The 26729-nt window shown below is 66.1% G+C and carries 19 protein-coding genes and 1 pseudogene; 12 read left to right on the top strand and 8 right to left on the bottom strand.

Annotated features, from left to right (window positions below; all coding sequences use genetic code 11):
• Window positions 1-321: 321 nt before the first annotated feature.
• On the top strand, window positions 322-5148 hold the full coding sequence (gene mobF, locus ABZ928_RS41510; protein ID WP_361530991.1) for a MobF family relaxase: 4827 nt from the start codon (window positions 322-324) through the stop codon (window positions 5146-5148).
• A 16-nt stretch (window positions 5149-5164) separates the two neighbouring features.
• Window positions 5165-5461 carry a hypothetical protein gene (locus ABZ928_RS41505; RefSeq protein ID WP_361530989.1) on the top strand — a complete coding sequence of 99 codons (297 nt, stop codon included), beginning with the start codon at window positions 5165-5167 and terminating at the stop codon, window positions 5459-5461.
• Window positions 5462-5884: 423 nt separating this feature from the next.
• Here ABZ928_RS41505 and ABZ928_RS41500 read toward each other — a convergent pair whose 3' ends face one another.
• Window positions 5885-6805: a hypothetical protein gene (locus ABZ928_RS41500; protein ID WP_361530986.1), complete on the bottom strand. Its 921-nt coding sequence runs from the start codon at window positions 6803-6805 to the stop codon at window positions 5885-5887.
• A 528-nt stretch (window positions 6806-7333) separates the two neighbouring features.
• Here ABZ928_RS41500 and ABZ928_RS41495 point away from each other — a divergent pair.
• The 4 genes from ABZ928_RS41495 (at window position 7334) to ABZ928_RS41480 (ending at window position 14322) form a co-directional block, all read left to right on the top strand.
• A complete protein-coding gene (locus tag ABZ928_RS41495) occupies window positions 7334-8905 on the top strand; it encodes a class I SAM-dependent DNA methyltransferase (RefSeq protein WP_361530983.1) in 1572 nt (523 codons plus the stop codon).
• Window positions 8898-10091: a hypothetical protein gene (locus tag ABZ928_RS41490; protein WP_361530980.1), complete on the top strand. Its 1194-nt coding sequence runs from the start codon at window positions 8898-8900 to the stop codon at window positions 10089-10091. The genes ABZ928_RS41495 and ABZ928_RS41490 overlap by 8 nt, the downstream gene beginning before the upstream one ends.
• Window positions 10092-10094: 3 nt before the next feature.
• Window positions 10095-13169: an HsdR family type I site-specific deoxyribonuclease gene (locus tag ABZ928_RS41485; RefSeq protein WP_361530977.1), complete on the top strand. Its 3075-nt coding sequence runs from the start codon at window positions 10095-10097 to the stop codon at window positions 13167-13169.
• Window positions 13170-13410: 241 nt separating this feature from the next.
• A complete protein-coding gene (locus ABZ928_RS41480; protein WP_361530974.1) occupies window positions 13411-14322 on the top strand; it encodes a Ku protein in 912 nt (303 codons plus the stop codon).
• Here ABZ928_RS41480 and ABZ928_RS41475 read toward each other — a convergent pair.
• Entirely contained in the window at window positions 14312-14722 is a 411-nt protein-coding gene (locus tag ABZ928_RS41475) for a DUF6233 domain-containing protein (RefSeq protein ID WP_361530971.1), read from the bottom strand. The genes ABZ928_RS41480 and ABZ928_RS41475 overlap by 11 nt on opposite strands.
• Window positions 14723-15025: 303 nt before the next feature.
• On the opposite strand from ABZ928_RS41475, the gene ABZ928_RS41470 reads away from it, so the two are divergent.
• Together ABZ928_RS41470 and ABZ928_RS41465 are read left to right on the top strand one after the other, a co-directional pair.
• On the top strand, window positions 15026-15160 hold the full coding sequence (locus tag ABZ928_RS41470; protein WP_361530968.1) for a hypothetical protein: 135 nt from the start codon (window positions 15026-15028) through the stop codon (window positions 15158-15160).
• Window positions 15153-15353 (top strand): hypothetical protein, encoded by a 201-nt coding sequence (locus ABZ928_RS41465; protein WP_361530965.1) that lies wholly within the window; start codon window positions 15153-15155, stop codon window positions 15351-15353. Before ABZ928_RS41470 ends, ABZ928_RS41465 begins: the two co-directional genes overlap by 8 nt.
• A 137-nt stretch (window positions 15354-15490) precedes the next feature.
• On the opposite strand, the gene ABZ928_RS41460 is transcribed toward ABZ928_RS41465, so the two are convergent.
• Together ABZ928_RS41460 and ABZ928_RS41455 are read right to left on the bottom strand one after the other, a co-directional pair.
• Window positions 15491-15664 (bottom strand): hypothetical protein, encoded by a 174-nt coding sequence (locus ABZ928_RS41460; protein ID WP_361530962.1) that lies wholly within the window; start codon window positions 15662-15664, stop codon window positions 15491-15493.
• 642 nt (window positions 15665-16306) lie between these two features.
• A complete protein-coding gene (locus ABZ928_RS41455; protein WP_361530959.1) occupies window positions 16307-16552 on the bottom strand; it encodes a hypothetical protein in 246 nt (81 codons plus the stop codon).
• A 648-nt stretch (window positions 16553-17200) separates the two neighbouring features.
• Here ABZ928_RS41455 and ABZ928_RS41450 point away from each other — a divergent pair.
• The 4 genes from ABZ928_RS41450 to ABZ928_RS41435 all read left to right on the top strand — a co-directional run bounded on the left by ABZ928_RS41450 (window position 17201) and on the right by ABZ928_RS41435 (window position 23449).
• Window positions 17201-17449 carry a hypothetical protein gene (locus ABZ928_RS41450; protein WP_361530956.1) on the top strand — a complete coding sequence of 83 codons (249 nt, stop codon included), beginning with the start codon at window positions 17201-17203 and terminating at the stop codon, window positions 17447-17449.
• 221 nt (window positions 17450-17670) lie between these two features.
• Complete coding sequence (locus ABZ928_RS41445) at window positions 17671-19617, top strand: AAA family ATPase (RefSeq protein ID WP_361530953.1); 1947 nt, start codon at window positions 17671-17673, stop codon at window positions 19615-19617.
• Window positions 19618-19622: 5 nt separating this feature from the next.
• Window positions 19623-21380: an ATP-dependent helicase gene (locus tag ABZ928_RS41440; protein WP_361530950.1), complete on the top strand. Its 1758-nt coding sequence runs from the start codon at window positions 19623-19625 to the stop codon at window positions 21378-21380.
• 1136 nt (window positions 21381-22516) lie between these two features.
• The gene (locus tag ABZ928_RS41435) at window positions 22517-23449 is read left to right on the top strand and encodes a hypothetical protein (RefSeq protein WP_361531265.1); all 933 of its coding nucleotides are present in this window, start codon (window positions 22517-22519) and stop codon (window positions 23447-23449) included.
• A 27-nt stretch (window positions 23450-23476) separates the two neighbouring features.
• Here ABZ928_RS41435 and ABZ928_RS41430 read toward each other — a convergent pair.
• The 4 genes and pseudogenes from ABZ928_RS41430 to ABZ928_RS41415 all read right to left on the bottom strand — a co-directional run.
• Window positions 23477-23557: pseudogene (locus ABZ928_RS41430) on the bottom strand (IS5/IS1182 family transposase); the annotation flags it as partial.
• 36 nt (window positions 23558-23593) lie between these two features.
• Window positions 23594-24895, bottom strand: a complete 1302-nt coding sequence (locus ABZ928_RS41425) for a DUF1173 family protein (protein ID WP_361530947.1) — start codon at window positions 24893-24895, stop codon at window positions 23594-23596.
• Complete coding sequence (locus ABZ928_RS41420) at window positions 24892-26103, bottom strand: hypothetical protein (protein WP_361530944.1); 1212 nt, start codon at window positions 26101-26103, stop codon at window positions 24892-24894. Before ABZ928_RS41420 ends, ABZ928_RS41425 begins: the two co-directional genes overlap by 4 nt.
• Window positions 26100-26540 (bottom strand): hypothetical protein, encoded by a 441-nt coding sequence (locus ABZ928_RS41415; protein WP_361530941.1) that lies wholly within the window; start codon window positions 26538-26540, stop codon window positions 26100-26102. The genes ABZ928_RS41420 and ABZ928_RS41415 overlap by 4 nt, the downstream gene beginning before the upstream one ends.
• Window positions 26541-26729: the final 189 nt, after the last annotated feature.

Raw genomic sequence — 26729 nt, 5'->3', positions numbered from 1 at the left:
GGCTCATTGTGGCTGATGAATACACCTCCGATACATGAGGGATCCGTGGCCTTTTCCCAATGACGCAGCCAGAGGCTTTCAGAGGCATTCAGAGCGACTTGATCTTGCCTGTGGATAACCGAACTGCGCGGTTTTCCCCAGGTCCGCTCAGGAGAGCGGACCTGGGGAAAACCGTGGTCGCTTCGCGGTCCGCGAAGAAGGAAGGTGCAGGTCGGCTCGTTGGCTCGACTCGTTCCTCGCTCGCCAACTCCCCTTCCCTGCACCCCCCTTCTTCGCGGTCAAAGCTCTTGCATTCACAATGACACAAGGTAATCTGAGTTCATGATGACCATCCACAAGCTCTCAGCCGGGGATGGCTATCGCTATTACACGAGTGAGACCGTGACCGGCGATGTGCGCCGTTCTCCCGACCGTGACCTGGGCGATTACTACACGGCGCAAGGAAATCCGCCCGGGGTATGGGTCGGTGGCGGAATCGCGGAACTCGGCGTGTCCGGGACGGTGTCCGAGGAGCAGATGGAGGCCCTGTACGGCGAGGGGCTGCACCCGAACGCGGACGCGATCATCAAGGCGGCCGTGGCCGAGGGGCTGTCGCCCGACGAGGCCACCCGGCGGGCGCGGCTGGGGCGCCGCTTCTACCGGTACGACCAGAGCGCCGGTCCCCTCGCGGCGAAGATCCAGGACGAGATCGAGGCCTTCGAGGCCCACAAGGGACGCGAAGCGACGGCCGACGAGCGCAGGCAGTTGCGCGCCAAGGCCGGCGCGATCGCCTACCGGAGGGACTTCGGCCGCTCCCCCAAGGATGCCGAGGAACTCGCCCGCTACATCAGCGCCCACACCGGATCTCAGCAACAGGCGGTGGCTGGCTACGACTTGGTCCTGCGGGCGCCGGAAGACTTCGGCAAGGGCCTGTTCGGCACCGGCGACGAGGACGTGTGCCAGATCGTGATGGAATGCGACGAAGAGGCGGTCCTTGAGACCATCACCTGGATCGAGGAGCATGCGCTCGCCACCCGGACCGGCGTCAACGGCATTGCCCAGGAAGAGGTCAAGGGCGGTCTGGTCGCCACCCTCTTCCGTCACCACGACAACCGGCTCGGCGAGCCCCTGCTCCACCATCACCTGGTCGTGGCGAACAAGGTGCTCGGCGTCGACGGCAAGTGGCGCTCGATCGACGGAAAGCTGTTGTACGCGATGGGAGTTGCCGCTTCCGAGTACTACAACCAGCTCGTGATCGAGAAGGTCTGTGCCCGGCTCGGTCTGGAAGCCGAGGAGCGTGAAGTCACCCCGGGCAAGCGCCCGGTCATGGGCATCAAGGGCTTCGACGCCGGAGTGCTCAAGCCCCACACGAAGCGCACGAAGGACATCCGCAAGCGGCTGGAGAAGCTGCTCCGCACCTACCGCCGGGCGCACGGCAAGGAACCGGGAACGGAAGCCCGGATGGCCCTCATCCAGCAGGCGACGCTGGAGACCAGACGGGTCAAGGAGAAGGGGCGTTCCCTGGCCCAGCTGCGGTCGGGATGGCGCAAGGCGTCGATCGCCGCGGTCGGGCACAAGCGTGTCGACGCGCTGCTCAGTACGGCGCAGGCCAGTGCCTCCATACCCCGTGACGGCAGCGTCGATCTTGCCGAGAGTGATGTCGCACAGGCCGCGGAGGAGATCCTGGCGGTGGTGTCCGACCAGCGGGCCGTGTGGGGTGAGCGGCACGTGCTGGCCGAGGCGCGACGCCACGTCGTACGCCTCACCCGGGGCCGCAGCAGCGCGGCCGGCGGGCTCGCCGAGCGGATCACCGAGCGCGTGCTGTCGCAGGGTTCGCTGAGGATCACCCCGCCCGACCTGCACCGGCCCTTTGCCCCGCTGCTGCGGTCGGACGGCAGCAGCATCTACCGGCGCCGGGAGTCGGTCCTGTACACCTCCCGCGAGATCCTGGCCGCCGAGGACCGGGTCCTCAACGCGGCACGCACCATAGTGAATCCTGCCCTCCACGGCGACCGGTTCGCGGACGTCGCCCACCGTTTCAAGGGGCGCCGAATGGACGCCGGGCAACTGCGGCTCGCCAAGGACTTCGCCTGCGCCGACCGGCTCGTCGTCGGCGGCATCGGCCCGGCCGGCGCGGGCAAGACCACCGCCCTCGAACTCGTCCGCGACGCGGTGGCCGCCGGCGGCGGACGGCTCATACCCCTCGCCCCCTCCGCACGCGCAGCGAAGGTCATGGAGGGCGATCTCGGCACCACGGCGTACACACTCCAGGGCTGGCTCGCCCAGCGCGACCGCCTGACCGAGGGCAGCATCGTCCACCGTGCCCTCCGGCGGAACAGCAAGAAGCGCCGCAAGGCCACCGCGCAGGAGTATGCGCTGCGGCCCGGCGACGTGATCGTGGTGGACGAGGCAGGCATGGCGGGCACGAAGAACCTCGCCCGCGTCGTGTCCGAGGCCGAGTACGCCGGCGCCCTGGTCCGGCTCATCGGTGACCCCGCGCAGCTCGGTGCCATCGAGTCAGGAGGCGTGCTGCGCCTCCTCGCCCGCGAGGTCGGCGTGGTGGAGCTGGAGGAGATCCACCGCTTCCAGACCGCGGGCGAGGCGGACGCCACCATGGCCTTGCGCGACGGCGATCCAGCCGAAGCCTGGAGCTGGTACCTGGACCAGGGCCGGGTCGTGGGCGGCGCCCGTGAGGAGATGCTGGACGCCGTCTTTGCCGGGTGGCAGCACGACATCGAGTCCGGGGTGCAGGCCCTGATGATGACCGACGACGGCGAGATGGTCCGCGAACTCAACCTCCGCGCCCAGGCCTTCCAGCTTGCCTCCGGCCGACTCGACCCGAGCCGGACGGCCCGGCTGCGCGACGAGCTCCAGGCCGCGGTCGGCGACGTCATCGTGACGCGCAGGAACCAGCGCAAACTCTCGCTGCTGGGCGGCCACGACTGGGTGAAGAACGGCGATCAATGGATCGTCGAACAGATCGACCGGCGCGGCCACGTCCGCGCCCGCCACACCGGCCACGGCGGCCGGGTCGTCCTGCCGCCGCACTACCTGCGCCGGCACGCGGAACTGGGCTACGCCTACACCACGCACCGCGCCCAGGGCATCACCGTTCAGGCCGCCCACGGCCTGCTCACCGCCCGTACCTCGCGGGAAGCCGCGTACGTCGAGGCGAGCCGCGGCCGTCAGTCCAACCACCTCTACGTCGTAACCGAGGACGCCCAGAACATGCGCGACGTGTTGGACACCGTGGCCCACAACAGCCAAGCCTCCATCTCGGCCCGGGAGATGATCGAGGTCGAGCAGGAACGCACCTACGGCATCGGCCAGCTCATCGCCGAATACACCGACGTCTACGCCCGAGCCACCAGCCAGCGGCTGCACAACCTCCTGCGCCGTGTGCTCGGCCTGGCAGCCGAGATGTTCATCGGCGCCGACGCCTGGGAGGTCGCCGAGCGATCCCTGCGCGCCGCCGAGGCCGAAGGCTGGAACCTCGACCGACTCATCCAAATCGCCTTCGACGAACGGGATTTCGCGGATGCCGAGGACCCGGCCGCCGTGCTCGCCTGGCGCATCGACAACCGCGTCGAAGCCGGACGGCAGGCCGCCGAACGGGCCGCACGAAAGGAAGCCGCGCCGGGCGGCAGCCGTCCGCTGAAGACGCTCGCCGCCGAGCAATTGCAGCGCCTTGTGGACCTCGCGGAGCAGCACCGCCGTGCCGCTCTGGAAGAACTCCTTCGCGCGGACGCATCCGTCGACAGCCAGCCCCGGCCCGTCATCGTGGACGGCCTTCCCCATCCCGCCTGGCCCGACCGAGCACACGGACATCTCACCCGCGCCCAACTCGCCACGGCCATCGCCCAGGCCCGCGCCCAGATCCGCCGCGCCCAGGACGAAGGCGACCACGACACCGAGCGCGCCGCCGCCGCGCAGCACGCCCTGCTGCGGCGCGAACAGCGCCTGCGCAGGGCCATGCCCGCACGCGAGCGCATGCGCGAGGACTGGCAGCGTGAACCCCGGCCCGGCGCCAGCCACACGGCGACGCAACCCCTCGAAGCCACCCGTGCCGAGCGCACCGCCAATCTCCACCGGCAAGACGCGGCCCGCGAGCGACTCAAGCGCGCCCAGCTCATCGCCGCCAAGATCCGAGCCGAACAGCGGCTCCGTGACGAACTTCCGCACCGCCCGGCACCGGCCCCGGACCACAGCGGCCACCTGCCCGACTGGATCGCTCCGTCGGCCGCCGTACGGGACATGGACACCCCGGAGGGCTGGCGGCAGCACCTCGTCGAGCGCCGCTTCGTGCTGTCCGAGCGGCTGGAACAGATGGGACTGGCCCTGGCGCAGTCCCCGCCGTCGTGGGCGCGGAGCCTCGGTCCGGTACCCCTTGCGGGAACAGACCTACGCGGGCAGTGGGAGCGTACGGCGGCGGTGGCCGAGGTGTGGCGTATCCGCCATGCCCTGGCCGACGACGTTCCCGGCATCGGTGAAGCGCCGTCCGATCCCCGTGACGCGCATGCCTGGGAGATCTTCCAGCAGCGGATCGCCGAGGTCGGCCGCCGTGCGCGTGCGTCCGCCGCCGCCAGGCATCGGCCCAACGAGCCGCTCGGCGGGATGCGGATCGCAGCCCGTACGGCCGAGAACCTTCACTATCGGCTGCTCGACGCGCAGGTGTCCGAGCCGGATGACCGGGAAACGGTGTCGGCCGCCGCCGCGGCCTTCGCCGAACTCGCCCTACGGCGCGTCTTGGAAGGTGAAGAACCTGTTGAGGAATGGGTCGAGCACATCCCTGCGCCGGCCACGGAGGACGGCACTCAGCAGGACCAATGGGAAGAACTCGTCACAGCCCTCGCGGCCTACCGGCTCCTGAACGAGATCGACTCCGCCGAGCCTTTGGGGGAGACTCCTGATGAGGCCGAAGAGCGAGAGCGGTGGACCGAGTTGCACGAGGCCATGACGCTCTTCCAGCGATCCCGCATCCAGCAGCGCCTGGTAGAAGTCCGAGCACACCGCGACGCCGAACGAGCCCGGCGCGGCCTGGCCCCTGTGGCATCGGCCTTGCCCTCGGACGATCTCGCACGTGGACGCCGGGCCGACACCCAGGACGAACAGCACCACCACCGGCGCCACAGCCCCAACGCGGGACCGCGGCGGGGGCCGGGAACCTGACCAAGAAGGAGAGCTCATGGACGAGCAGCAACCGAACACCGCTGGCGAAGGGCTCACTGCCGAACAGCAGGAACTCCTCGCGCAGTTCGCCACCCGGCGAGCCGCACGGCTCGCCGTAGCATCAGGTCGCACACCGGAGTTGGCGGCCCTGGAGACTCGACTGAAGGAGATGGACGCCGCCTTCGCGGCCAGCCCCGACCGCGACAACCCGCTGGCTCAGGAGAACCACGAACTCAAGCGGTACACGGCCATCCTCGAAGAGGCCATACGGGCATTCTGGGCCGGCGAACTGGTAGCTCACGGAGGGCAATAGCCCTGACCGACGCGTGGCACCTGGGCGTGATCGTCCGCAGCCGACGGCTGGATTCACGGCACCAAGCCGGCGTATCGCCAGCGGCGGTCCACAGCCGATGTGGAGCTGGCGAGCGGTGCTGCCGATCAGAGCACCACCGCCGGGGGCAGCTCGGAGAGCACCTCCAGGACCTGTCGGTACACCTCATGCCGGACCCCCCATCCGGGCACTGCACGTGCATCAGCGTCGATCCCGCACGCACGGACCTGTCCATGTCCATCACAGCTACCCCCACACCTCACGTTATCGATCATGCAGTCGAATGCGTGAGGGAGGCTGGGCAACCGCCTGCACTGAAGTGCCAGCTGAGCTGAGTGGGATAGCTGGCGCGCGGTCGCGATGGCAGGGTAGCGGTGGAGCCTGTTGGCTCTGGTTGCGCGCGTGCTACGAGATGTGGAGGTCCTGCTCCCAGCTGGCAATGGTGCTGTTTCCTGCAGATACGTCGGCTGGGTCGGCCGCGGGGTCCCAGACGGTCACGATGGTGAAGGTGCCACTGACCACGGCGTCGCCTTGCAGTTCGTCCGTCCCGTCTCCGTCGGAACTGCTACGGACCAAGGATGCCGAGAGGCTGCCCTCGAAGTTGCCATTGAAGGTGAACTCGATCTCGCCGACGGAGCGGCTGAAGTCGAGGGAGTCGACGTCAAGCGTGATGAAGTCGTAGGTGGGCGGACCCGCGGTGATCGGGTCGCTCGATTCGGCGCCCTCGAATCCGGCGGTCACCCGGTCGTGAATTTCGTCGACTAGCTGCACAACCGGGGCTTGTAGCGCGTCAGCCAGTTCTGCCCCGCAGACCTCTTCCAGCAGCGCTACCGCGGAGCGTCCCCGGCGGTTCAGGGTTACGTCAACGCGCTGGTATCTTCCCGTGTCCTCTTCGACCGTCACCTCCACGTCGAGGAAGGACTGGTAATCGACAAGCTGCGGATCCATCACTGCCAGGATCTGAACGATGGCGGGAGCATGGTCCAGGAACTCCTGGCGTAGGCCCAGGTCGCCGAAATCCGCAGTGACGGCTTCCAGTAGATGGGCGGCTACTTTGCCGGACCGACCGAGGCTCTGCACGCGAGCGACGACCTTGGCCCGCTGCTTCTCTGCGGTCTTCAGGCGGGTCACCACGATAGGGGCGTCGTAGGTGTCGTTGCTCTTGTTCTCCGCCCCGTTGCAAGGAGCACAGATGGGCGCGAGGTTCTGCGGGTCGTGGATGTCAAAGTCGTGCGGCAGACCGTGTGTGCGCTTAAGTTCGCGCAGTCGGGGTTCGCTGACGTCCTTGGGGATGATGTGGTCAATCTGGACGAAGCCGAACTCCACCGGTTTGGAACACCAGTAGCATTTCGAGCCCCATACTTCCCATAGAGCCAGGCGCAGCTCCTTGTTGGGGCCCCCTTTTCTGTAACGGACATTGCGGACTGCTGCGCGAACCATGGTGCCCCCGGGTCACTTGCTGCTGTTGCGCGTACGCACCGTTCTACCTCAGGCGCTGACGATGCGCCGAAGAGCCAGCCTGGTTCAGCGGTGTCACCTGTTGTGGCCTACGGCCCCTCGTCGTCGCCCTCAGCTGTAGCCCTGGGGTGCAGACGGTAGGGGCGAGCCGGACGTGTCCATCGCACAGCTGGAGTCGTGACGGTGCTGCAGTTCGAGGCCGAGGCAGTCACGACGTGCGTGCCACGACCGAGGGGTATCACGTCGTTGTCAGTGGCTGCGCGTACGTTGGCGATCTGTAGGTTGTTCGCGGAGACCCCCACTGTTGTGGGGGATCAAGCGAAAATAGCCTGACCAACACGATTGCGGCGCCCCACCCAGGCGCCGCCCGCTGACGAGCAAGGACACCCTCGACTGATGGCAGTGACCCAGCAGGAGATCGAGAGCCGGTTGTGGGACGCGGCCGACGAACTGCGCGTGGCGATGCCCGAAGCGCAATACGCGTCGGTCGTCTTCCCGCTGATGTTCTGGAAGTACCTCTCGGACACCTGGGAGCACCATCACCAGGAGTTCCTGGCGGAGTACGAGGGGGACGACCTCTCTTCCGAGGAAGCCCGCGAGATCGAGTACCGCGACCACCAGTCGTTCGAGATCCCGTCCATCCACCCTGGCACCGTCCAGGAGCGCCGCGCCTCCTGGTCGTCCATCCTCGCCACCATCACCCAGCCCGGCCTCGGCCAGCGAGTGCGCGCCTCTCTGCAGGCCATCGAGACGGCCAACCCTGACAAGTTCTCCCGCCTGTTCGGGTCCATGACCTGGACCTCCGAAGAGGTGCTGCCGGGGGAGGTGTTGGCGGCGGTCATGCAGGCGATGGACCGCACCCCGAAGATGCACGAGGGCAACATGTCCCACGACGTGCTCGGTGGGGCGTACGAGTACCTGCTGAAGCGCTTCTCCGACGGGTCCGGCACCCGCGCCGGCCAGTTCTTCACCCCGCGCGAGGTCGTCGAGCTGATCGTCGAGATCCTGGCCCCCAAGAGCCACGAATCGGTGTACGACCCGACCTGCGGGTCGGGTGGCATGCTCATCGCCTCCGCGAACCTGTTGAAGGCTCACGGCGGGCGTGGCTACACGCTCAAACTGCACGGGCAGGAGGCCGTACCGGACACTGCAGGTGTGGCGCGTATGAACCTCTTCATGCACAACCTCACCCAGTTCAAGGTCGAGGTCGGCGACACGCTGAAGGACCCGCGCTTCAAGAAGCCGGACGGATCCATCGCGCAGTTCGACGTGATCCTCGCCAACCCGCCCTACAGCCTGAAGTGGAAGCCCTGGATCAACGACCAGCGCGCCATCGGAGGTGTCGCACCGCAGTCGTCGGCGGACTGGGCGTTCGTGCAGCACATGATCGCCAGCATGGGACCGAAGAAGGGCCGGGCCGGTGTCGTCCTGCCCCACGGCGTCCTCTTTCGTGGCGGCCAGGAAGCAGCCATCCGGCAGCGAGTCCTGGACGAGGATCTGCTCGAAGCGGTCATTGGCCTGCCGGCGAACCTCTTCTATTCGACCTCCATCCCGACCTGCGTCCTCGTGTTCCGTGCCCCCGGCACCAAGACCGAGGAGCGCCGAGACGGGGTGCTGTTCATCGACGCCTCCAGGCGGTTCGTCAAGGGCAAGAACCGCAACACCCTCACCGATGCAGATATCGCCGACACGGTGACCACCTACCACTCAAAGTTTGACGCCGGCGGCAACCCGGTGGACCTCGACGGAGAAAGCGGACTCGCGGCGCGATTCGTCCCCACCACGGAGATCGTGGCGAACGGGTACGACCTCAACATCGGCCGTTACATCAAGCAGGCCGCCGCTGAGCAGGAAGACCTCGGCACCCTCATTGACGCCTACAACATCGCCCGAGCAGAGCGTCAGAAGACCGAGCAGCGCATGCTCGCTGTCCTCGCCGATGCTGGTATCGAGGGCTTCGATGAGTGAATGGCAGCACGTTCCTGCGGGGAAGATCGCCCATCAGCGGCGGGAAATCGTTCGCCTGGAACCGGGGACCGAATACCGCACGATGGGTGTGCGGTGGTACGGCAAAGGCGCCTACGACAGGGGTGTCGTAACGACTGAGACAGTCAAGGCCAAGTCCCTCTACCGGGTACGGGAGGGAGACTTTGCATTCAATCGGATCGACACTCACAAGGGTGCGTTCGATGTCGTCTCCGCTGATCTTGATGGTGCCCTGGCGACGAACGAATTCCCCCTCTATGAAGTGAACGAAGAGGAGTTGGACGCCCGTTTCCTGCTCCTCAACTTCCAGCGGTCAGAAGTTTTGCGACAGATCAGTGCCATGCGTGCAGGCTCCGAGGGGCGTGCCCGATGGAAGGAAGCTGACTTCGAGGCGTGGATAGTTCCCGTGCCTCCGCTTCCTGTCCAGGGGCGGATCATCGAGGTCATCGGCGCGGTCGACGACCAGATCACCGCGCTCGACGCGGAGGCTGGGGCGCTGACAGCGGTTCTGCGTCGCCGACGAGCCGACCTCATCACCAACAAGGGCGCTCCGGCAGTCCGTGCTGACGAGGCGTTCGAGATCACGATGGGGCGACAGCGGGCGCCGAAGTACGCAACAGGGCCTTACATGACGCCGTACTTGCGTTCCGCGAACGTCGGCTACGGGACGCTCGACCTGTCCGACGTGTTGGAGATGAACTTCGACCCGAAGGAACGCGAGGTGTTTGGCCTTGTGCCCGGCGATGTACTCGTGTCCGAAGGCAGCGCAAGCCAGTCCGCAGTCGGTATGCCGGTGATGTGGCGTGGAGAGCTGCCAGAACCGATCTGCTTCCAGAAGACGCTCATGCGGTATCGAGCCATCGAAGGCGTCAGCGTCCCGGCGTTCGTGAACCACTGGTGCCTGTGGGCCTACGAGTCGGGCACATTCCTCGACATCGCGGGAGGCACCAACATCAAGCACATCACCGCCATGCGTGCCGTTCGGATGCCGGTGCGCCTTCCAGACGTCGCAGACCAGGAGCGGATCGCTGCGGAGCTCGACACGATGAGCGACGTCGTCGCCGCGACCCGGGCCGAGGCACACCGTCTCCGTTCTGTGCGGGCAGGGCTGCTGTCGGGGCTGCTGGACCGCACCATCGACATCGAATCCGCCGAGTTGGAGGTCTGAGCCGTGGCGAAGGGCATTCGTGAGCGTGAGTTCCAGAACCTGCTGATTCAGTGGTCTCTGCCGATGGGCTGGGGCTTCACAGGGGGAAGATCGCTGCCACGTGAGACGACGCAGACGGTGCTTGTCGGCCCGCTCCGGGATGCCATCGCCCGGTTAAACCCTGGGGTGATCGCGGGGTTCGATGTCGACGCGGTTGTCGAGGAGATCGTTGCTACCGTCAACGCCGTCGAGGGTGGCCTGGTGCGGGCCAACGAACTGGTGCTGAACCTGCTGCGCGGGCACAAGGAGTTCCGGGACGCCGACGGTGTCTGGCACGCCTTGAAGGTCATCGACTTCGAGCACCCGACGGGCAACACGCTGGTCGTGTCGGACGAGGTGACCATCACCGTCCCCGGCAAGACCTCCCGCCGGTTCGACCTCGTGTACTGGGTCAACGGGCTGCCTCTGGTCGTTGTCGAGGTGAAGTCTCCGACGGCGAAGTCTGGTTGGGCGGATGCGGCCCGGGAGATCAACGACGTGTACGCCACCGAGTACCCGTGGTTCTTCACCCCTAATGTCTTCTCCGTCGCTTCCGATGGGCTGAAGCTGCGGTTCGGTGCCGCCGGCGCGCCCGTGAACCTGTGGCAGCCGTTCAGGTCCACCGCTGACGACGAGAACTTGTCCGGGCAGGCTGACGTGCGGCGCTCCGTCGAGTTGCTGCTCAATCCGTCCACGATCCTGGACATGGTCGCCAACTTCGCCCTCTTCGACACCTCCGGAGACGGGGTGGATATGAAGTACCTGCCTCGCTACCCGCAGATGGAGGCCGCGCACCTGATTCATGAGAGGGTTCTGGCGGGCGGGTCGAAGGGCCTGATCTGGCATCACCAGGGGTCTGGGAAGACGCTGTTGATGGTGTTCGCCGCCTCGCTGCTGCTGACCGACACGCGCACCGAGTCACCCACGATCATCTTGCTTTCGGACCGAACCGATCTTGTCCGGCAGACCTCTGGCGTGTTCACGTCCGCGATGGGGCACGCCTACTTCCACAAGCCTGCCACCAGCCAGCAGTTGCGCTCCCTGCTGGCCGATGACGTGCGCGGCGTCATCTCCACCACCGTCCACAAGTTCGCCGACGCCGGCCCGAGCCTGTCGACCCGGGACAACATCATCGTGCTGGTCGACGAGGCACACCGCACCCAGTCCGCCAAGTCGAAGTCCCTCGCCGGGCAGATGCGCGCGGCGTTGCCGAACGCGAAGTTCTTCGGCATGACCGGGACCCCCGTCAGGAACCTTGCTACCGACACCTTTGCTCTCTTCGGTGAGGAGAGTGACCCGGATCGGGTGTTGCACCGGTACTCGGTGTCCCGGTCTCTGCTGGATGAGGCGACCGTCCCGGTCATGCTGAACCCGCGCCCGGTCACCTTCGAGATAGACGACCAGGCGCTGCAGGCCGAGTTCGACCAGTTCGCCGACGAATTCGACCTCGACGACCCTGACCGCGAGGCCCTGTCCCGCAAGTTCGGGCGCCTGACCTCGGTGTTCGCCAATCCGAACCGCATCCACGCGGTCTGCCAGGACATCGTTGACCACTACCTGTCCAGCGCCTACCGCAACGGGCTCAAGGCTCAGGTCGTTGCCTACAACCGTGAGCTGGCCGTGGCGTACACGGACAAGATCAACGAGTTGCTGGCCGGCTATGAGGCATCCCAGGTGCTTGCCGAGGTCGGAAAGCATGAGCGGATCACCGCCGAGGTGAACATCCACGTCAAGGACTCCAAGGACGAAGACGCCGCCATGCGGCCGTACCAGCTCTCGGAGGTCGACGAGGAGAAGCAGAAGCGGCGGTTTCTCACCCCGGACGACCCGCTGTGCTTTCTGGTGGTCACCGCGAAGCTGATGACCGGGTTCGACGCACCCAACGAGGGCGTCCTCTACCTGGATAAGCCCCTCAAGGCCCACACGCTGTTCCAGACGATCACCCGCCCGAACCGCACCTGGGTGTCCCCGACCGGGTTCGTGAAGGCCGACGGCGTGGTCGTGGACTACATCGGCCTGGCCGAGGAGGTCCAGCGGGCCGTGGTCGACCCCACCGCGAAGGAGGCCGGTAAGGGGGGCGGGTTCGTCACCGACCTGACCGAACTGGTCGCCGAGTTCCGTACCACCTTCGCCCGCATCGAAGACCTCCTCGCAGACGTGGACGGCCTGGACCTCACCGTCCACGGATACGAGTCCGTGCGAACCATCAACTCCTTCCTGGACGGCGACCCGGCCGCCGCCGAGGCGTTCAGCAAGGACTACCGGCTCCTGGCCCGCCTGTACCCGCTCATCAACACCGACAAGCGGATCACCAAGTACCAGGACGGCTTCGGGCTGTTCGGGTCCGTGTACACGACCCTGTTCAAGAAGTCCTCCGACGAGGAGAGGAAGGAACGGCTGGCCGAACTAGGGCCGATGGTCCTGGAGATAATCAACGCTCACGTTCACTCCTTCTCTGTGGCTGCCTCCCAGGAAGAAGCCCTCGTCCTGGACGCCCAAGGCATCGCGATCCTCAAGGAACTGCTGGCCCTCGTCCGCCCCAAGCCCGGCAAGAACGACGGGGACAAGAGACCGCCGTCCGCGGCGGAGATCCTGGACCACATCAAGGCCGCCCTGGAGAAGGGCGTCGAACCGGGGTCCGCGAAGTACACCGCCCTGGCGGAGCGGATCAGGCAGCTGCGGGACCGGATCATTCAGAACTCCCAGGATGCGCTGGACTTCCTGTCGGAGGCCCTCCGGGTTGCCCGCGCCATCGTGGATGCCGAGAAGCACCCCGACGAGGCCGTCGTGGTCCTGGACGACGACCACGTAGGCGTCCTGTCCCGGATCATCCGCGACCACGCGCCGGCCGGTGTCACCATCACGGAGCGGAACTTGGCCGAGGAGATCGACCAGGTAGTCACCCGCACGCTAGGCCGGGCATGGGACAACGCTGACGCCCGCAACCGAGGCGTCCGCCGTGCCACCGCAGCCGTCTTCCGCCGGTATGCATTGAAGCCGGTGGGGGAGCCGTACGACTCCACCGTCGCCTACATCGAGGCCCACTACCTCGTTGACTGACTCATGTATGGCAGGCCCGGCCTTCTGTACGAAGGCCACGACGTCGAGCGGGCCGTAGGAGATCCCGACGAAGTGCCCATCAATACGGACACGCCGACCGCCGTCCACCGCGGGCGGGTAGATGACCATGGGCTGATCTGTGGCCATGACCTCAGCCTGCGGCCGGGGCTGGTGTGCGCGTGCGGGGCGCCCCTACGGCTCGTAGGCTGAGCATGCTCGGGGCTGTCGCGGAGGTACCCCCATGCCCCGGACCATCTGGAGCGGCGCCATCTCATTTGGCCTGGTCACGGTACCTATCCACGTCGTGGGCGCCACCGAGGATCACAGCATCCAGTTCCACCAGTACCACCTGGAGGACGGCGGCCGCGTCCGGGTGCGCAAGGTGTGCGAGCTGGAAGGCCGCGAGGTCGCTCAGTCGGAGATCGGCAAGGGCTACGAGTACGCCAAGGACCAGGTCGTGCCCGTCACCGACGAAGACCTGGCGAACCTCCCCCTCCCCACGGCGAAGGCGATCGAGATCGCCGGGTTCGTGCCCCTCTACAGCATCGACCCGATACGGATCGGCGATGGCTACTACCTGTCCCCCGATGGGCAGGTCGCGGCGAAGCCCTACAAGCTCCTCGTGCAGGCCCTCGGCAGGTCATCGAAGGTGGCCGTCGCGAAGTACGCCTGGAGCGGAAGAGAGCGCCTCGGCCTGATCCGCGTACGGGACGACGTGCTGGTGCTGCACGCCATGCGCTGGCCCGACGAGATCCGCGACCCCGGCGCCGTAGACACGCCGAACGCAGACTTGTCCCCCGACGAGATCGACAGCGCGCTCGCCCTCATCGACCGCATGACCCGCGACGACCTCGCGGGCGACGACCTCCGCGACACCTACACCGACGCCCTCGCCAAGGTGATCGAAGCGAAGCGCGAGGAGAAGCCGCTCCCTGAGGTCCCAGAGCCGGAGGCGCCGGGGAAGGTGCTCGACCTGATGGCCGCGCTGCAGGAGTCCGTCGCCAAGGCCCAGGCGTCGCGCGGCGAGACAGACGCCGCCTTCACCAGCTGCCGCCGAAGAAGACCGCGGCGAAGAAGGCCGCGAAGAAGCAGCCGGCCAAGAAGACGACGAAGAGAACTTCGGCGCGGAAGCCCCGGCCGGCCTAGTCGATGAACCCCAGCTCGGTGTCCGGACGGCAGAAGGCGCACGCTTCCACGTTCGGATCGGTCAGGGAGACGCGGGCATCATGCTCGCCGATCGGATGCGGGGTGCCCTCCACCATCGAGCAGTCGCCGAGGTGGACGATCGCAGGCTCCGGTCCTCGGGGTGAGCGCTTCTGCTGCACGACAAAGGTCGGCCGCACGCTGATCCGTACGGTCGGGCCGAGACCGGCCCCGCCCTTGGGGAGCCGCGGGCGCCGCGGCGGCGGGGCTTCGGCCTTGGCGAGTGCGGCCTGGACGGCGTCGCGCTGGAGCCGGAGGTAGATGCCGACGGTCTCGTGGTCGGCTACCTGCCGGTTCAGGTACTCCAGGATGGCGCGGAGGCGCGCAGGATCTGGCGGCAGGTCGTTCACGTGTTCGATTCTAGGCGCTAGCCTGACCCACGCACCCCAGCGGCACAGGAGACATCGTGGACCTCATGACCGTCGGCGAGCTGCTCAAACGGCACAACGTCGACCCGGCGACGCTGCCGCCCGCACCGTCTCCCCCCGCCTCGCAGCGAGGTGCGCGCCCGGATCACCACCCTGCCGCTCCAGCCGTGCGCCGCATGTGGAGAGCCCAGCCCGACGGTCCGCATCCTCCACACGGCGCAGGGGCCCCGGTGGCTCGACCCGTGTTGGGAACACGGCTGGGCCGTGTATGAGCCAGCACCGAACATGCCCACCACGAAGGAGGGAATCCTCGCCGACCTTCGAGAAGTCTTCGCCGAGGTCGCGGCCGAGCTGGGCGTAACGCCGCAGGTGCGCCTATGGACGGATGAGAACGACTGGCAGGACGAGCAGCATGGATGAGCAGCACCGCTACCACCTCACCCTGACCGTCGGTGGGAAGCCGGCGCGGCACGGCTGGTGGGGCAGCGAGAAGGTGGCGCGGGCGAAGTTCACGCTCTGGGTCAGCGAGTGCACCGGCCGGGCAGGCTCCCACGTGACCCTCGTCGACGAGGTGACGGGCGAGACGCTGGATACGTGGCCCGTCGCTTCATAGGTCAGGCGTCGGCGGGTTCGGGGTGGCGTGCCTTCACGACTGGCCCTGCTCGGCGGTGTCCACCTGGCCGTGAACAGTGTTGCGCCAGCGCGTGTGAAAAGGCCCCGCCTCCAGGGCAGGGCCTCCACTACAAGGAATCAGCTGCTTCGCCCCAGATGAATGGCCATCGAGAAAGCGAAGGCACCTGCGGGGAGAATTCCCATGAAGATCATGGCGGCGAATACCCCGATCGTCGCGATGTTGACTGCGGCCTCGGGCCAGCCCATGACGGGGCGGTTATCAGCGCCGGGGGGCGGGAAGATACTGTGCATAGGTAGGTGCTCCTTTGTGAGTGCTGACCGAAGGCCCCGGCTTGAGCTTCGCAGGCACTGAGCTGGGGCTTTCGCATGTCCGAGACGGACACCTTGACTATCAGACGAGAAGCATCGATTGAAACCTCAAGATCACAAATGCGGTCGAGGTGTCTCCGTCGTTACTCTCGCCCTCTCGCCCTCTCGCTCGTTAGGGAGATACCCGTAGAACAAGATTCGGAAGCGGGCTGTTGCAACGTCGAAGTGTTCAACACCCGTCAGACCGGGCCGACTCGCGCTAGTTTCACGCCTCCAGAAACAGGAAAACAGCGGTGGCCAGAGGGCTGCGCAGCTGGGGCTGGAATCGACAGCGAGGCCGGAGCTGAGGTCCTGTCGACCTGGATATGTGGATCGCTGACGACATCTGCGCCCAGTAGACGCCGGGCGTCGGAGGCTGAACGTTGACGCAGCTCACGGACGTGCCGAACTCCGCGAGGAAGTGCCCTGGCGAATGCATCCGTGTGCGCCGGGTTTCGGACGCACGCTGAGCAGGAAGCCGGACTGGCCGATCATCTAGTGGTCGGTGCATGCAGCGCTGCGCACACGAGCGGCCAACTGAAGTACACATGGGCCACCTGGCGTGCTCAGTCACAGGAAGCGGGGCTAGTCCGCCGGGTCTTCCTCGGCGTGCCGTACGGCCTGCTTCACGGCCTGTTCCAGCTCGTACCGGGACATGGCCACGTCGTCCCGTGCCGCGTACTCGGCCACTGCGACGTGGAAGGCTGCCGCCTTGTCGCGCCAGTCTCGGCGTTGCTCCTCGTATTTGTCATCCGAGAGGCCGGCGAGTTTCGCGCGCGCCTCTTCGGCGGATCGTTCCAGCTTGATCAGTTCGTCGGGGATGTCTGCCACGACCAGGGATCCTAATCGGGAAACTGTCAGGTCAGCCTGAGGTAGTGCACCATCATCGGACCTGGGCGCCACCAGTGCCTCGATGAGCCTCATCCTGTCGCGGTCGGCTCCCAGACAGACGGTGTCAGTCGCCGCCCTGGGGCGACTGACACTAGCAACGTCGAACGTCGGGGACTGGCTCTGCGACGTCCCACAGCCGAAAGTAGCAGCCGAGCGAACCGACAGACCGCCGCGAAGGAATGAGGGCTAGGGAGGGCCCCATTTCTGGGGACCTCCCTCCGTTTCAGGCCCAGGCCCAGGCCCCAAGGCTGGCAAGAACCAGGAGCAGGAGCGCCAAGGACACCCCGAGTGCGGCACTGCCGCCCCTGATGCATGTGGGCAGTCGACTGTCGTCGAGTAGGGATAGCAGGCCGGCCATCAGGCCGACAACGACCGATACCAGCGTCACCGCCAGTGACAGATTGGGCGCCGATCTGGTGACAACCGCCATGCCTCGCCGCCCACGAAATCGCAGTTCGGCGACAACCGCTGGTGACATCTATCGCGCTTCGGCACAGTAGATCGAGAGTTATCCACAGGCCCTCACCCGCTCGACAGCCAAGCCGTACGGTGCTGGCTCCAGACGATCACGGAGCACAGGGGGCAACGATGACGTACACGGTGGATCTTGCGGTTGAGGTCGAGCAGGCGCTGACGGAGCTGTCGGACGACGACCGCCAGGAGGTCATGGAGCTCATCGCCGGGGCTCTGGTCGATCCGAACTCCTGGCCTGCTCCCGACGGTTGGTCCTGGGCGCTGCGAGCCGGGCCGCGGCTGTGGATGGTGTTCACGGCCGATCTCGACGGGATCGAGGTCATCAGTCTCGGGGAGATCGACGTCGCGCTTCAGGCGGCGTAGGCCTGGTCGACGGGCAGTCATGGTCGGAGCGGCGGCAACGCAACGTGACCAAGACCACGCTGTGTTACTTGTCGGTTCATCCGAGCACTCTGTGGATCGTGTGCCAAAGTGCGTAAGAGATGCCCTATGTGGCGCATGGTGCAGGGGACCGATTTTATATAAAATGGCTTCATTGGTTAGCGGGGGGCGCGTAAGTGAGTCAGGGCAAGCCAAAATCCGGAATGTATCTGCGGCAGCTTGGTATCAAGAATTTCCGGTCGTGCTACGACATCGAGGTTGACTTCCGACCCGGCATCACGCTGCTGGTGGGGGAGAATAACTCCGGTAAGTCCAACGTCATCGAGGCACTCCGGCTCGCCACCACACCGCTCAACCGACGGGCCACGCGCTGGTTCGACGAGGTTGACCTGTCCCACGGCCGCGAAGGGCAGGAAGCTCAGTTCCGCGCGACGTACGATGACCTGTCGGCAGCCCAATGGGCCCACTACATCACCGCGCTCGACGTGGAATCGAACGAGGCCACCTACACGACGACGTACAAGCGGGACGAGGTTCGGCAGCAGATGCGTCCTACCGTGACCGCGGGTCCGGTGGATGGGCCGGACGCCGAGCCCGACAAGCGCGACCAGATCGCGCACGTCTACTTGGCACCGCTGAGGGACGCCCAACGGGAGCTGGATTCCTCCGACGGCAACCGGCTCCTGCGGATCATCCGCTACCTCACTGAGGAAGACGAACAGGAGGAGTTCCGGGTACAAGCCAACAAGTCGTTCACGGAGCTCAAGAAGCATCCCGTCCTGACTGCCACAACCGAGGAGATCCAGGGTCACCTGGGCGAGCTGACCGACTCGGTCCGCGGGCAGACAGTTGAGGTCACCTTCGCCGAATACGAGCTCCACCGCCTAGCGCGCAGCCTGCGGGTGAAGATGGCCGAGGCCGGCATCCCGCCAGCCGACCTCACCGAGTCAGGCCTGGGCTACGCCAACCTCCTGTTCATCGCGACGGTGATCCTGGAACTTCGCAACGCCCAGCGCATGGAGCTGACGCTGTTCCTCGTCGAGGAGCCTGAGGCGCACCTCCACCCGCAGCTCCAGGCCGTCCTACTGGACTACCTCCAGGAGCAGGCCGAGGCTTCCCTCAAGGACGACACCCTCGGCCCGGCTGGCCGCATCCAGGTCATCGCCAGCACCCACTCGCCCAACCTGGCCAGCAGCGTCGGCATCGAGAACGTCGTGGCACTGCGCACGCGCGTGGACCAGGAGACCGTCCAGGACGAGAAAGGCGAGGAAGTCCTGCGCCGGAAGACCCAGGCGCTCCCGCTGGCCAAGCTTGCTCTGAGCGACGACGAGCGGCGCAAGATCAACCAGTACCTGGACGCCACGCGGGCCGGCCTGCTCTTCGCCCGCCGGGTCATCCTGGTCGAGGGGATCGCTGAGGCCGTCCTGCTGCCGGTCATCGCCCGCCACTGCGTCTTCGGCGGCGAGGACCAGGCCAAACAGCGCCGGGACTTCCACGGCGTCACGATCATCAACGTCGGCAGTGTCGACTTCGCCCCGTACATCACGCTGCTGCTGTCAGAGGTCAACGGCTGCCGGTTGCTGGACAAGCTGACCGTCATCACCGACGGCGACCCGGATATCCCCAAGGAGAAGAAGACAGAGGAAGGGGAGACCGAGGACGGCCAGGGCGAGGCCCAGGAGCCGGCGGTCGTCCCAACCGAAGGCGACTCCACGGGAGAGGACGCCGAACCAGATGAGGACGAGCCGGCAGATGACGATGACGACACCGCGGTGGACAACCGCAAGGACCGGCTGACCGCTCACGCCGAGTCCATCGGCGCGGCCGAGCACCTCGTCGTCGCTGAAGCCCCGCACACCCTTGAGGCTGACCTCCTGACGCCCGAGGCCAATGAGCCCCTGCTCAAGGCGGCCTTCCTGAAGCAGAAGCCGCGCTCGAAGAAAAAGTGGCAGGCGATCCTCGACAACGAGAGAGGGCCTGCTTGGGGCTTCTACTTGAAGCTCCGCACGCACAAGAAGTTCATCGGCAAGGGCGAGTTCGCGCACGACGTCGCTCTGGCCATCGCCAGCGGGGGCACGTTCGAGGCTCCTCAGTACTTGGACGAAGCCATCCGGGGCGTCCTGACGGACGTGTCGGGTGAGGCACGTTGAACGACATGACGCTCACCGACGACCAGCAGGCGCTCGTCGACGCCGAAGACAGCCTCTTCGCGGCCGCCTGCCCTGGGGCCGGCAAGACCCGGGCCATGGTCACCCGCTTCCTGAAGCGGACCGCTGAGGAGCCCCGACGCGGCATTGCCCTGATTTCGTTCACCAATGCCGCCGTGGACGAAGTCCGGCACCGGTGTGGGAGCCAGGTGGAGGCTCTGCGGGTGCCCCACTTCGTCGGCACGTTCGACACCTTCATCCACCGCTTCATCGTCACACCGCTGTACGTGAAGGCGTACGAGCGGAAACCGAATTACGTCCAGTCCTGGCGGGACGTGGCCAGTACGAGCTTCCGACTCCCCGACATGGGGCGGACGAAGAACCTGGAATTGGAGTGGTTCGACTTCGATTCTGATGCTCGGGCCCACCTGAACTTCAACCGCGTACCTCGGGATTTCGGTGACGCCGTCGCGCTTCGTATGTTGTCGCAACGTAAACAGGAAGCTGAAGCGAACGCGTCCCACATCTTCGGCCGGCTCCTGAGGGCCGGGACCATCACCTGCGAGGCTGCCCGTCTCCTGGCCGCATTCTGGCTGGCCAGCGCCAAGGAGCGAGCGATCCTCGAAGGCCTGCTGCGCACTCGTTTTGCCGAGGTCATCGTGGACGAGGCGCAGGACTGCGGCCGAGAGGAACTCGATGTCCTTCAGTTCCTCCGTGACTGCGGGGTTCGGGTGGTCATGGTCGGCGACCTCGACCAGTCGATCTACGAGTTCCGCAAGGCCACTCCGACGGCCGTCCAGGAGTTCACTGCCAACCTTCCGGTTCAGCTTGAACTCGAAGACAACTGGCGCAGTTCCCCGGCCATCTGCGCCTTCAACAGCGCCTTGAGGTCTGGGCAGTTGGTAGAAACTGCTCGGGGTGACAACTCCATCATCCAGACCCCGGTGCAGCTGATCGAGTTCTCGACGCTTGACCAGATCGTGCCCGCGGTCCTAGAAGTCGCCGAGCAGCACAAGCTGGCGCCGAACGATCTCATGCTCCTGGCTCACGCCGAAGCGCACGGGATGAAGGCCGCTGGCGTAGGCGGCCAAGAGAGCGCTGGGAGCAACCGCGTGTTGGCCATCGCCCACGCCGGCGCCAAGCTCCGGTCGCGGGAGACGTCCCCGAAGACTCGGCTCAAGGCCGTCGAACAGGTTCAACGTGCCGTCCTGGCGGCGTTGACCGTGGGGCGGGAGGTAGAGCATCACAGCTTCGCCGCCATCTGCGAAGAGGTGGGGGTCGAGCCTCGGTGGCTGGAGGGCTTCGCCGTACGGATGGCTCTGGGGCTGGAGGCTGAGGGAACGGCTCGCGGTGACTTCGCCGGCTCAGTGCGCGATTTCTTGAAGACGGCCGACTGGGGTGGCTTGCAGGCCCCGGACTCCAGCGATCTGGGCAAGCTGTTCAGGGCGCCGTCGGAAGACGCCTGGGCCAGCGTGGCCAGCTACGGCAACAGCCCATTGATCCGTTACTCCACCGTCCACGGCGTCAAGGGCATGGAGTTCCCTGGAGTGGTCCTCGTCCTGCCGGACAGGTTGCGGGTGGACAAGGTCACCGAGCGGACGGTTCTGGATGACTGGGAGGGCGACCACAACACGGAAGCGCGACGGGTCCTCTACGTCGCCGGCTCCCGGGCAGAGCAGCTACTTATCTGCGCGGTTCATAAAAAGCACACTGGCCGAGTTGCTTCGCTGCTCGACACCAAGGGCGTTCCCTACAGCAAGGTCTAGTTCAGGAAGTCTGCGGCTCTGGCGAGGCAAGCAAATCGGGCCCAATGCACTGCGGCATTGAGCCCGATTGAGGCGGCATATTCTAATTAACTGGGTAACTACTTAGAGTTTGTGATTCGCTTGAATTGCTGTGATATAAGCACCGGCAGCGAAGAGGAGGGCGGCAGTACCTCCCGTAACCATGAGTACTGCACAAAGACAGTCCCACCATGGCTTCCCGAAGGCCCTCGCTACCAATCCGGCAATGGCGCCCGACAATAGGGAGACGACGATGATGAGGATCGCTTTCAGGTACGGATAGAGCAGTCGCCTAATGTCGTCTACGGAATTCGGTGTTGGCATGAAGTCTCCTTAGAGTGATTGTGATCACGGTCATGGGTTCACCTCTTGGGTTTCGCGCCTACAGCCACGGCGCTAGGGGATGGGAAACTGCCTCGCCGACCGATCCTGATATGGCTTCGAATCGGCGAGCCTTGGTCAGGGGCCTCTCATGAGATGTCCTCAGCGATTGAGTTGAATGATCACGCACAGGTGGCGATACCTCGCAGCGAAGGTGATCTCTTCGCTTGCCCAGTCCTACGGACCTCTCATCGCACGCCTCCGTTGTCATCAGCTGATAAATGTCCCCGCGCGCCCGCTTAAGGCGCTACGAATTGAACCGTTACCTCATCGGCCGAGCCGACCTGGCTCGCGCTGCGGGATTGGGGTCTAGGGGCCTCTCACGGGGTAACTCCAGGAAGATAGGGTCCGAATGATCACGCACAGGTGGCGATACCTCGCAGCGAAGGTGATCTCTTCGCTTGCCCAGTCCTACGGACCTCTCATCGCAGACCTCCTCGCTCGTTGTCGAAAGATCGCAAACGTGCCTCCGGCTGGATGAGGCAACCAACCGTCCCCACATCGGGTGGGACCGGTCAGGGAGCCGCCTAATCCCTCGCGTGGTCAGACGACCAGTCCGACCCACGGGTTCCGCTAGTTCCACCATTCACCCTTTCGTGTTCCGAATGCACGGCCCACCTGCATAAACAGGAGGAGGTGTCGGTACCGGTGTTGACGTGACGCCTCCACGCTGTCCGTAAAGGTGTGCGCACGTGACGCCTGATGTCCCACAATCGCTTTCTGAACAGGGAGGCACGATGGCTTCGGACATGAAGTTTGAGGATGGCACGCTGCTGCGGCTGAGGTCGCCGGAGCCGGGAGGCGTACCGCCCTTGTCCCTCATGCCGGGCTTCGGCGCGCACCGTCTGGCTGTGCGGATCGAGGTTGAGCGGCTCGACGTTGCAGAAGCCGTCAACCAGGTCACGTTCTCGGGTGAGTTGAGGGCGGCAGACGGCCTCGGCTGGATCGGATCGATCGTGCCGGTATCGGTACCCCTCCGCACCAACGTGAACGTGCAGTCCGTGGAGCTGATCGTCCCGGTCACCTCCGAGCAGGTCCTGGAGCTTGAGAGGCACCGCAACGGCCAGGACATGGCCTTCCAGCTCGACGTCGAAGGCACCTTGCCGCAGAGCACCGGGCACCCGTTCGCTCACGTCCAGGAGGTGCGGCGGGTGCCGGCCAGCGTCTGGGATAACCAGATCGAGCAGCTGGGGCTGGCCGTCTCCTTTACGGTCACCGTGCCCCTGCCGATGAACGAAGGTCTGCTCGCCACCGCTGCGAAGCACCTGCGGACCACAGCCCAGCAGATCATGGCCGGCGAGTACCCGGACGCCATCCGAGAGACCCGGCTGGCCGTGGAGTCCATGCGCAAGCTGAACGTCTGGCCGCAGAACGGCACCAAGAAGCGTGATGACCAGGACCAGGATGACAGGTACGGCACCATGCTCGACCGGCTCGCGGACCAGGCGGATGCGTATGCCGACCTGATGCAGACCCTGTTCAGCCAGGCCAGCGGCCCCCAGCACAACGACGGCGCGATCGGCAGCGCCTCGTGGGTGCGATCGGACGCCATCGCGCTCAACGGCATGGCGGCCTCGCTGCTCCACCGGCTCGCGGAGCAGATCCGGACGGGCGGCACCCCCGCAGCCCGATCGCTGTCGTCCCCCTCCGACACCGATACGAGCACCTAGAGGCTGTCCCGTCTGAGGCGGGAGTTGTCCGATGAGGGCCATGTTGTGGAGACGGGTGATGCCGAGCATGGCCAGGTGAACGCCGTTGCCCTTGAGCCGGCAGTCCCGCGACGACCTGAGGGAATATGTCCACTTCCGCAAGAACTATGGCGGCCGAACGTCCGGGATGGATTCAGCAACGTTCCATTCGATCAACCCGGCATCCTGGCTCTGGTAGTAGGCCTGTTTCACACGCTTGCGTTGGTCGTACGACTCTCTGCCGTGGATTCCGTAGACCTCTACATAGGAGTGGGGCTGAGTGTCGGTGAGGACGAAGTCCGGGAATACGAGGTTGCTTCCGTCGTACCGCACGGGCTTGACGTAGGCACGGCCGCCCTCGGTTAGGGCGTTTGCCATCACCACTTCATGACTGGAGTCGGCGGGTATGTACAGCCCGGAGACCAGCATGGCCGCCATGTCGACCACCTTGACGTTGTCCTTGGGACTGAGTTCGACCAGGAACAGGCCAATGCGGCGGGCTCCGTGTTCAGCAGCGGCATTGGAGAAGGCCGGGCGGTACGAGCGGCGTAGCCGCTCGTCGAGAGCGGTTGTCGCGAAAAGGGCGCCGCGGTGGTGTGCCAGCGTGTACCGGACGCCGTACCGGGTGGGGCTGATGTCCCTGATCTCGCCCAGGATGAGCCCGCGGCGCTGGGTGCCGGCGCGTTGCTTCAGCCGGGTGATGAGGAACGTCTCGAAGGCAGCGGTGTTGCGACGGGCGTACTCCTTGCGGAAGGGCGGCACGACGTACAGGGCGTCGGCCAGGTCCTCGTGGTTGATCGAGCATCCGGCTATGTGTTCGCTCAGTCGCGCGTGGCAGATCCACCAGCTGCGTCGGTGCCAGCGTGGGTGCCACGCGGTGAGCTGGGCCGACTCCCACAACCAGTGGAGAAGGCCGAGAAGTCCGACGGTCCGGCGTGCGCGTCCTTCGCGTGGTTCGGTGGAGGCCTTCGCCGGTTCCGGGTCGCTGAGCTTTCGGGCGAGGGCGGCGCTGAAGCGGATCGTTACGCCCTCGTCGTCCTCACGGATGGCCTCCGCGCTGTACGCGTCGCGGCCGGTCATTTCGGAGGCGAGTTTGTGGAAACTGCAGCTGGGATCGTGGAGTTCGCCCTCGCCGGGCCATCCGGCCAGGTGGTAGCGGCCGGCTCGGCTGCACCGGATGACCAGCCGGAGGGCGGGGGTCTGGCAGAGGCATTGGCCGTGGCCCACCTCGGCTCTGGCTCGGGCAAAGAGCGCGGCGTAGTTGGTGGCGTGCTCGCGCAGCACGAAGAGAGGCAGTGACTTGTCCGCAAGCTGTACGCGGTCGGCTCGGTCGCTGCGGGAAGTGCCGTTGTCCCCGGTGTTGTTCGCGTCGTCTGACTGGGGGCGGGCGGGCTCGTCGCGTGGCGCGGCGGCTTCCGAGGCGGTCATGTCCGTACGCCTCCATAGCCGGGACCGGTCTGCGGACGGTGATGCTGGAGTTCTTCCTCCGCCTCGGAGTGCCGACGTCGCCGGCTCACCTGCGCCATCAACTGGGCTGCGGCGTGGTGCGGGTTCGGGGTCGCGTCGGTATCGAGTTGCTCGGCCAGTGCGCGCCGTACGGCGGCCTCTTCCGCTCGCTGGCGCGCGGTGAGCCTGGAGCGCCGCTGGATTTCCAGGGTGATGCGCTGTACCTCGTCGAGGAGCTGCTGAACCTCCTGCATCCCCTCGGCGGTGTCCTGGGGCACTGGTACGCCTTCGGGGAGTTGCTCGGCCTGCTGCCGCAGTCCGTAGGAGGCGGTCAGCGCCGTCTCCATGATCTGGCCGCGTCGGCTGCTCAGCTCGGGCGGGCTCAGCAGGGCCAGGGAGTTCGCGCGTGCCAGTCGGGTCAGGGCGGCCAGCACATCCGTCCTGCCGATGCCCTCCAGGCCGGCGGCCACTCCGGGTTCCAGGCGGCTCTGATTGATCACGGCTGGTGCGATTCGCTCGGCCCAGGCCAGCAGGTCGGCGCGCAGCAGCGTCACGGCCTGCGGCTCCAACCCGTACCTGGCGAAGGCCGTGTCCGGGATGTCGGCGACCTGGGCCAGCCGGACGTACAGCTCCTCACGCACCTGCGTCTCGGGGATCTGCCGGAGCCCCGCGATCCCAGTGACGTAGTCAGCCAGGTAGGAGTCGACGACTCCCTGTCCCAGATGGCGGCTCAGCACGGCCAGGTCCACGAAGTCCTTGGCCGCCAGGCGGTGTTCAGGAGCCTCCAGCTTGCCGTAGAGGAGATCGCCTACGGCTGCCACCGGCATCGCCTTGACGGTGGCGGGGGCGAAGTAGCTGGTCATACGGGCCATTTGAACGGTGACCGTGCCATGCTCTGGATGAGTGACCAGCAGGTCCCCGTTCTGGTCGCATTGCGCGAGGGGGTGGAAGGCCCAGCTCCGGAGCTCCTCAACTCGGTACCCCCGGGCGGTCAGCATGCCGGCGACGGCCGTCCGCACCGCCGGGGAGTAGGCCTGAATCTGGTCCGTGAACACGTCGATGTCGTCTGCGGGCCGGGCCCCCGCGATCCCGAGGGCATGGAGCGCCAGCGAGCCGGACAGGTGGTAGCCGAGCGGGCCGCACGCGTCCAGGACGATGCGGGCGACCGCGAGCTTCGCTTCGGTGTTCACGGCGCGGTCAGCTCCGGGAACCGCCGCTCCCACACCTCCGCGACGGTGTGCGGGGCGAGCCGTCGCGGCCACAGGCGGCACAGAACCTCACGGTTGAGCAGTACTGCCTGTTCCGCCGCGGTCCCGCCTACGAGGAGTCTGCGGTACAGCGCGGCACACTGCGCCGGGTCCGCCACGTTCACACGCGCGGGCATCTCGCCGTCGGTCAGGTGGCGCGGAACGTCCACGAAACCCGAGGAGGGGCCCACAAGGGTGTCGAGGTCCGTCACCACGGCGAACCCCTGGAACAGGAGAAGGTCACTGACATCGGGCGCGGTGAGCGCGTGAGCGATGTCCTCGGGTATCAGCCCCTGGCGGGCCGCTTCGTCGACCACTCCCTGCTCGGCGCCCCGCAGGCGTGCCACGCGCGCGAAATGGGGCCGGGGGGTGCTGGCCATGTGGTCCGCCCTCCTTCAGTGATGCGTCAAGTACACGCATTGATTGACTAGTCGCGGCGATGTCGCCTGCGGTCCGCGCCACCCGCCTCTACCGTCGCTGAACGGCGGCTTCCCCATGTGGAGAAGTCATCCGACTGTCGCGCCGACCCCGCCACAAAATACCCCCAAGGGGTATAGGAAAATGTGAGA

Source organism: Streptomyces sp. NPDC046909, assembly GCF_040644695.1.
GTDB lineage: Bacteria > Actinomycetota > Actinomycetes > Streptomycetales > Streptomycetaceae > Streptomyces.
This window is presented reverse-complemented; position numbering and strand designations above follow the sequence as displayed.